Origin of the sequence: Ideonella azotifigens, from assembly GCF_006519715.1 — a bacterium.
Lineage (GTDB): Bacteria > Pseudomonadota > Gammaproteobacteria > Burkholderiales > Burkholderiaceae_C > Ideonella > Ideonella azotifigens.
Genome location: NZ_VIDT01000383.1, coordinates 1 through 5,415 on the forward strand (window position 1 = coordinate 1; position 5,415 = coordinate 5,415).

The window sequence follows — 5,415 nt, forward strand, 5'->3', positions numbered from 1 at the left end:
CCCGAAGCCTTCCTGGAAGCGTTTGCCAACGTCTACCTTGGCGTGGCCGAGGACATTCACGCGCGGCTGGCCGGCCAGCCGGCCGACCCGCTGGCGGCGGACTATCCACGGGTGGAGGATGGCGCCCGCGGGGTGCGGTTCATCGAGGCGACCGTGGCTTCGGCGGCGAGTGAGCAGAAGTGGACGGCGTTTGAAGGTCTTGGCGACCACCGTGCGACGGACTGAACTGTCCGCACTGCATCAGAAGCAGCGACCGCCGACGGCTTGACATCCGTCATCCGCCGGATGGCATATACTTCCGCCATATCCCATTCAAGTGCCACGCAATGAGCATCACCACCGTCTTCACCAACAACCGGTCCCAGGCCGTGCGTTTGCCAGCAGACGTTCGCCTCCCAGAAGGCGTCAAGAAAGTACAGGTGCGCGCCCGGGGCGTTGACCGCATCATCTCACCGGTAGGGCACACCTGGGACGAGTTCTTCCTGAACGGACCGCGGGCGTCAGAGGACTTCATGGCTGAGCGTGGCGAGCAGCAGCAGGCCGAACGCGAAGGCTTCTGACGTCGAAGCTGTCATGCTCAAGTACCTGCTCGACACCAACATCGTCATCTACGTCATCAAGCGGCGTCCGATAGAGGTGATGGGCGTATTCAACGAAAACGCTGGCCGTATGGCGATTTCTGCCATCAGCTTGAGCGAGCTTTACCACGGCGCCGAGAAGAGCGCCAAAGTCGCGCAGAACCTGGCGGTGGTGGAAGAGTTCTCCAGCTTGCTTGAGGTGCTGCCCTACACCGCGAAGGCCTCACTGCACTACGGCACCATCCGCAGCGCCTTGGAAAAGGTGGGGCGACCCATCGGGGTGAACGATCTGCACATCGCAGCCCACGCCCGCAGTGAGGGACTTACGCTTGTCACCAACAACATCGGTGAGTTCGAGCGGGTGCCCGGCCTCTTGCTGCAGAACTGGGTCGCCAACCCGTCCGGAGGCTGAACGAACTCGTCGGCCATGTAGCGGGGGCGCGTCAACTGGCACAAGCCCTGCCCTTGTCAACCGCCGGCCGACTGCGCCGTGAACACCGCCAACTGCGCAGCAAACGCCCGCTGGTAGGCCGGTCGGGCTTCGCCGCGGGCGACGTAGGCAGACAGCCTGGGGAATTCGTCCAGCAAGCCTGACGGCTTCAACCTGAGCAGCACCGCGACCATCATCAGGTCGCCGGCGCTGAACGCGCCGTCCAGCCAGTCGGCATCGCCCAGACGGTTCGACAGTTCACGCAACCGGACGCGGATGCGGTCCTTGACCAGCGGCAGGCGTTGTTCGGACCAAGGCTTGTCTCCCTCCGCGAACCTGGCGGTTTGCAGGTCCAGGATGGGCGGCTCCACTGTGTTCAGCGCAGCAAACATCCAGGTGATGGCGCGGGCCCGCGCATCCGCATCGGCAGGTAGCAGGCCTGCGTGGCGCTCTGCGATGTGGAACACGATGGCTGCGGACTCGAAAAGGACCAGGTCACCTTCCTCGTAAGTCGGAATCTGCCCGAAGGGATGCAGCGCGAGGTGGGCTGGCGCTTTCATCGCCTCGAAGGAGACCAGGCGAACTTGGTAAGCCTGGCCGGCTTCTTCGAGCGCCCAGCGAACGCGCATGTCACGGGCCAGCCCCTTGCCGCGGTCGGGCGAGCGTTCAAAGGCGGTGATGGTGAGGATCATGGTCGACTTCTCCTTTGCTGAGTCTCGTCGGATTCCTCAACACGACGTTCAGGACCGACCTGAATCGACATGACCGTGCATCGCTTCGCCCGATGGACGCTCACCCAGCCGGCTTCAGCGCCACCTCCAGGTAGCAGCGCAACATCAGCGCCAGCTCCTTCAGCGCGGGCGCGCCGCCGCCTGGCAGGTCATCGGCCTTCAGCTGGTTCGCAGCCTTCATGGCCTGCTGCACGACCGCCGCGACGGCGGCCAGGCGCTGGCGGCTGAGGCCTGCGGTGGCCCGTGGTGCCAGCGTCTCGATGACCCAGCGCCTCACCCGGCCTCGCACCTCGGCGGCCAGCGGGCCGGTGGCGCCGGCCGAGTCCTCCACCAGCACGGCAAAGGACGGATGTGACGCACGGAAGGCCACCAGCGCGCTGCAGAGTTCGCTGGCCAGCATGGCCAGGTCGGCCTGCGCGGTGCGTTCACGCAGCGCGTCCAGCGTGACGAACCGGTCCTCGGTCTGCTGCTGCAGCAGCGCCTGCACTCATGAGCCTGCGGCGCGCCGGTAGAAGCGGCGCACCAGGGCTCGATGGCCCACGTGCTGCCGCGGCTGGGCCAGCTGCAGTCCACGGCCCAGGTGCTGGCAGCGCCCTGAGCGGGCCGCCAGTCAAAGTCACGCCACCGGTCGCAGGCCCCGAATGGCGTTTGCCTTGGCGCTGCAGCGGATGCGGCCATCCGCGTCCGGACGCAAGCGCTCGTGCAGCCGAACGGTCAACCGTTCGACATCGGCCGGCGCCATCGTGGTCAGCCGAGGGGCCAGCCGCGGCCCGCTTTGGGCCACGCGCCAGAAGGTGTCGAAGTCGTCAAAGCTGCGCTGGACGTGGATTTCCTTTGTCTCGACAGCCACCAGCCCCGCCTCGGTCCACAGCGTGCGCATCGCGTCCATGCGCGAAGCGTCCGCGCGCGGTGGCCACAGCGGCGGCACGCCGAGTGCGGCCATCTCCTCCTGCAGCACGGCAAAAGGGAAACCGCCACCAAGAATGTCCCAGGCGTAGGCCGACACGCTGCCGCCCGGTTTGACCACTCGCGCCATCTCGGCCACGCCCCTGGCCGGCTCGGGCACGAAGAAGATGACCAGGGCCATCACTGCGGCGTCGAAGGCCGCGTTGGCAAAAAGCAGCGCCATCGCGCTGCCCTGCTGCAGCTGGACTGGCTGGCCGGCGAGGCGGCCGCGCGCATACAGCAGCTGATCTTCCGATGGATCGAGACCCTCGACCGCACTCGGCGCGCAGCGCTGCAACAGCAGCTCGGTGAACGCACCGTTGCCGCAGCCCACATCCAGCCAGCGCTGACCCGGCGCTGGCGCCAGCCACTGCAGGAACTGCTCGCCGGCCAGCCGGCTCCACTTGCCCATGAAATCCTCGTAGGCGGCCCCGTCGTCAAAGCGGATATGCTGCTCGTCCATGGCATGTTCCGGGTGGGTTGGGATGGCTGGATTCTGAACCGCGCCCGCTCAGACGCGCTCGTGTCTTCGGGCTGGTCTGACAGGCTGACGCAGGAAGAACCGGGCCGCCAAGCGCGAGACAGCGGGGGAACTGCCATGCGTCTCTGCTTCAACCCTGTGGGCATTGGGGCCGAAATGGTGGGGATGTCCATGCCCGCCCCTGTCCAGCTGCTCGGTTTTCGCCTGCGCATCGCGCACACCCGGCAAGACCTGCTGGCGGCCTGCAGCGTTCGCGCCGGGGCTTACGGCCGGCACCTGCCGCAGTTGCAGCAGTCCCTGCTCGCCCCTGACGACATGGACAGCGACGCGCACAGCAGCGTGCTGCTGTGCGAGGAAAAGCGCAGCGGCAAGCCGGTCGGCACGATGCGGCTGCAGCACAGTCTCGGCGGCCCGCTGCAGATCGAGCACAGCGTGGCCATGCCGGCCGAGGTGCTGGCCTGCTCGCGTGTGGAGCTGACCCGCTTCGCCGTGTCGCAGGGCGCGGACCCGCTGGTCAGGCTGGCGCTGATGAAGGCTGCGTTCCTGCACAGCCGCGCCGCTGGCGTGCAGCTGATGCTGCTGGGCGCGCGCAGCCCGGCGCTGGTGCGCCTCTACCAGCGGCTGCAGTGCAGCGAGCTGTTCGGTGCCGGCGCAAGCTTCCCGCTGCAGCATGCAGGCGGCTTGCCGCACCGGGTGCTGATCAATGACCTGCGCAGCGTGGAAGCGCGCTGGCGCGCCGCCGGCCATGCCTGGCTGGGCTTCATGCTGGACACCTGGCACCCGGACATCGATGTCACCCGCAACCCGCCCGCCTCGGCCTCGGCAGACCAGGCACTGCCGCTGGCCGCCTGAACCGCGCCACCAGCGAGGCTTGCGCAGCCTTGCCTCAATCGTCCGCGTTCGGATCCAGTTCCGGGAACAGCACTTCGGTGAAGCCGAGTTTGCGCAGGTCAGCCATGCGGGTCGGGTACAGCCGGCCGATCAGGTGGTCGACCTCGTGCTGCACCACGCGGGCGTGGAAGCCCTCGGCCTCGCGGTCAATGGGCCGGCCCTGCGGGTCCAGCCCCTGGTAGCGGATGCGGCTGTGACGAGGCACCAGGCCGCGCAGGCCCGGCACCGACAGGCAGCCCTCCCAACCCTCCTCCAGTTCGTCTGACAGCGGCGTGATGACCGGATTGATCAGCACCGTCTGCGGCACCACCGGGGCTTCGGGATAGCGCGGGTTGTGCTGGCCGGAGCCAAAGATCACCAGTTGCAGGTCCACGCCGATCTGCGGCGCGGCCAGGCCGGCGCCATTGGCCGCGGCCATGGTGTCGAACATGTCGGCGATCAGCGCGTGCAGTTCGGGCGTGTCAAAGGCGGTGACGGGTTGGGCGACGCGCAGCAGACGCGCATCGCCCATCTTCAGGATGGGGTGGACAGCCATGGCAGGGATTCGGAACGAAAGAAGCCGGGGTGCCAAGCTTAAGGCCGAAAATGACGGCAACAGAATCGTTGACCCCTTGACTCTCTACCCGCTTCAGGGTTTCCAATCGCGGCTGCCTTGTTGCCCACAGAATTCCCTCCCTTCGTGACCAAGCTCATCGCGTTGCTGCTTGCCTTGCTGATACCGCTCCAGTTCGCCTGGGGCGCAGCCGCGACCTATTGCGAGCACGAAAGGGCGCCGCAATCGGGCGCGCACTTTGGGCACCATGCACATGAGCACCAGGGCAGCGCCGATCCCTCGTCGCAGGGCAAGCTCAGCGTCGACAACGATTGCAGCTTCTGCCATGCCGGCGCGCCCGCGCTGGTGGCACCGGCCCTGCAGGCGCTGGGCGCGGTGCCCCGCGAAAGCCTGGCCGAAGGCCCGGACACCGCCGGCTCTTCTGCCCTCGCAGAAGGACCAGACAGGCCACAGTGGCCCCGTCTCGCCTAGCCGGCGGGACGAAAGGACTGACCCCAAGCCATCCGTCTCGCCGAATCCCTGGAACCACCATGAGATTCGATGAGAACACTTCTATTGCCGCTCGGGCTGGCGGCGACTTTGCTCAGCCCCTTCCTGGCGCAGGCCCAGCCTGCGTCGCCCCTCACCCTTGAAAGAGCGCTGCAGCTTGCGGGCACCGGCAGTCCCGTCCTGTCCGCTGCGCAGCGCGAACTCGAAGCCTCGGACGGTGCGCTGCAGCAGGCGGGTGCCTTCCCCAACCCTGCGCTGAACGCCTCGGTCGAGGACACCCGGCGCGCCACGCGCACCACCACGGCCACGCTGGACTT

At 67.3% G+C, this 5,415-nt stretch carries 8 protein-coding genes and 2 pseudogenes; 6 read left to right on the top strand and 4 right to left on the bottom strand.

Going from position 1 to position 5,415, the window contains the following annotated elements; all coding sequences use genetic code 11:
• From FKP22_RS19935 to vapC, 3 genes and pseudogenes are all read left to right on the top strand, one after another.
• A pseudogene (locus FKP22_RS19935) lies at nucleotides 1-225 on the top strand (hypothetical protein); the annotation flags it as partial.
• A gap of 101 nt (nucleotides 226-326) precedes the next feature.
• Nucleotides 327-560: a type II toxin-antitoxin system VapB family antitoxin gene (vapB, locus tag FKP22_RS19940; RefSeq protein WP_141289446.1), complete on the top strand. Its 234-nt coding sequence runs from the start codon at nucleotides 327-329 to the stop codon at nucleotides 558-560.
• Nucleotides 561-573: 13 nt separating this feature from the next.
• Entirely contained in the window at nucleotides 574-990 is a 417-nt protein-coding gene (vapC, locus tag FKP22_RS19945; RefSeq protein ID WP_141289447.1) for a type II toxin-antitoxin system tRNA(fMet)-specific endonuclease VapC, read from the top strand.
• Between the two features lie 56 nt (nucleotides 991-1,046).
• Here the strand turns inward: vapC and FKP22_RS19950 are convergent, their stop codons facing one another.
• The 3 genes from FKP22_RS19950 to FKP22_RS19960 form a co-directional block, all read right to left on the bottom strand.
• On the bottom strand, nucleotides 1,047-1,700 hold the full coding sequence (locus FKP22_RS19950) for a glutathione S-transferase family protein (RefSeq protein WP_141289448.1): 654 nt from the start codon (nucleotides 1,698-1,700) through the stop codon (nucleotides 1,047-1,049).
• 100 nt (nucleotides 1,701-1,800) lie between these two features.
• On the bottom strand, nucleotides 1,801-2,226 hold the full coding sequence (locus FKP22_RS19955) for a hypothetical protein (protein WP_141289449.1): 426 nt from the start codon (nucleotides 2,224-2,226) through the stop codon (nucleotides 1,801-1,803).
• 129 nt (nucleotides 2,227-2,355) lie between these two features.
• A complete protein-coding gene (locus FKP22_RS19960) occupies nucleotides 2,356-3,147 on the bottom strand; it encodes a class I SAM-dependent methyltransferase (RefSeq protein WP_141289450.1) in 792 nt (263 codons plus the stop codon).
• Nucleotides 3,148-3,336: 189 nt separating this feature from the next.
• On the opposite strand from FKP22_RS19960, the gene FKP22_RS19965 reads away from it, so the two are divergent.
• The gene (locus FKP22_RS19965; protein WP_211361483.1) at nucleotides 3,337-4,017 is read left to right on the top strand and encodes a hypothetical protein; all 681 of its coding nucleotides are present in this window, start codon (nucleotides 3,337-3,339) and stop codon (nucleotides 4,015-4,017) included.
• Between the two features lie 34 nt (nucleotides 4,018-4,051).
• On the opposite strand, the gene def is transcribed toward FKP22_RS19965, so the two are convergent.
• Nucleotides 4,052-4,591, bottom strand: coding sequence for a peptide deformylase (def, locus tag FKP22_RS19970; RefSeq protein WP_141289451.1), 540 nt, complete (start codon nucleotides 4,589-4,591; stop codon nucleotides 4,052-4,054).
• 144 nt (nucleotides 4,592-4,735) lie between these two features.
• On the opposite strand from def, the gene czcI reads away from it, so the two are divergent.
• Nucleotides 4,736-5,080, top strand: a complete 345-nt coding sequence (czcI, locus tag FKP22_RS19975; protein ID WP_141289452.1) for a cation efflux protein, CzcI family — start codon at nucleotides 4,736-4,738, stop codon at nucleotides 5,078-5,080.
• 69 nt (nucleotides 5,081-5,149) lie between these two features.
• A pseudogene (locus tag FKP22_RS19980) lies at nucleotides 5,150-5,415 on the top strand (cobalt-zinc-cadmium resistance protein); the annotation flags it as partial.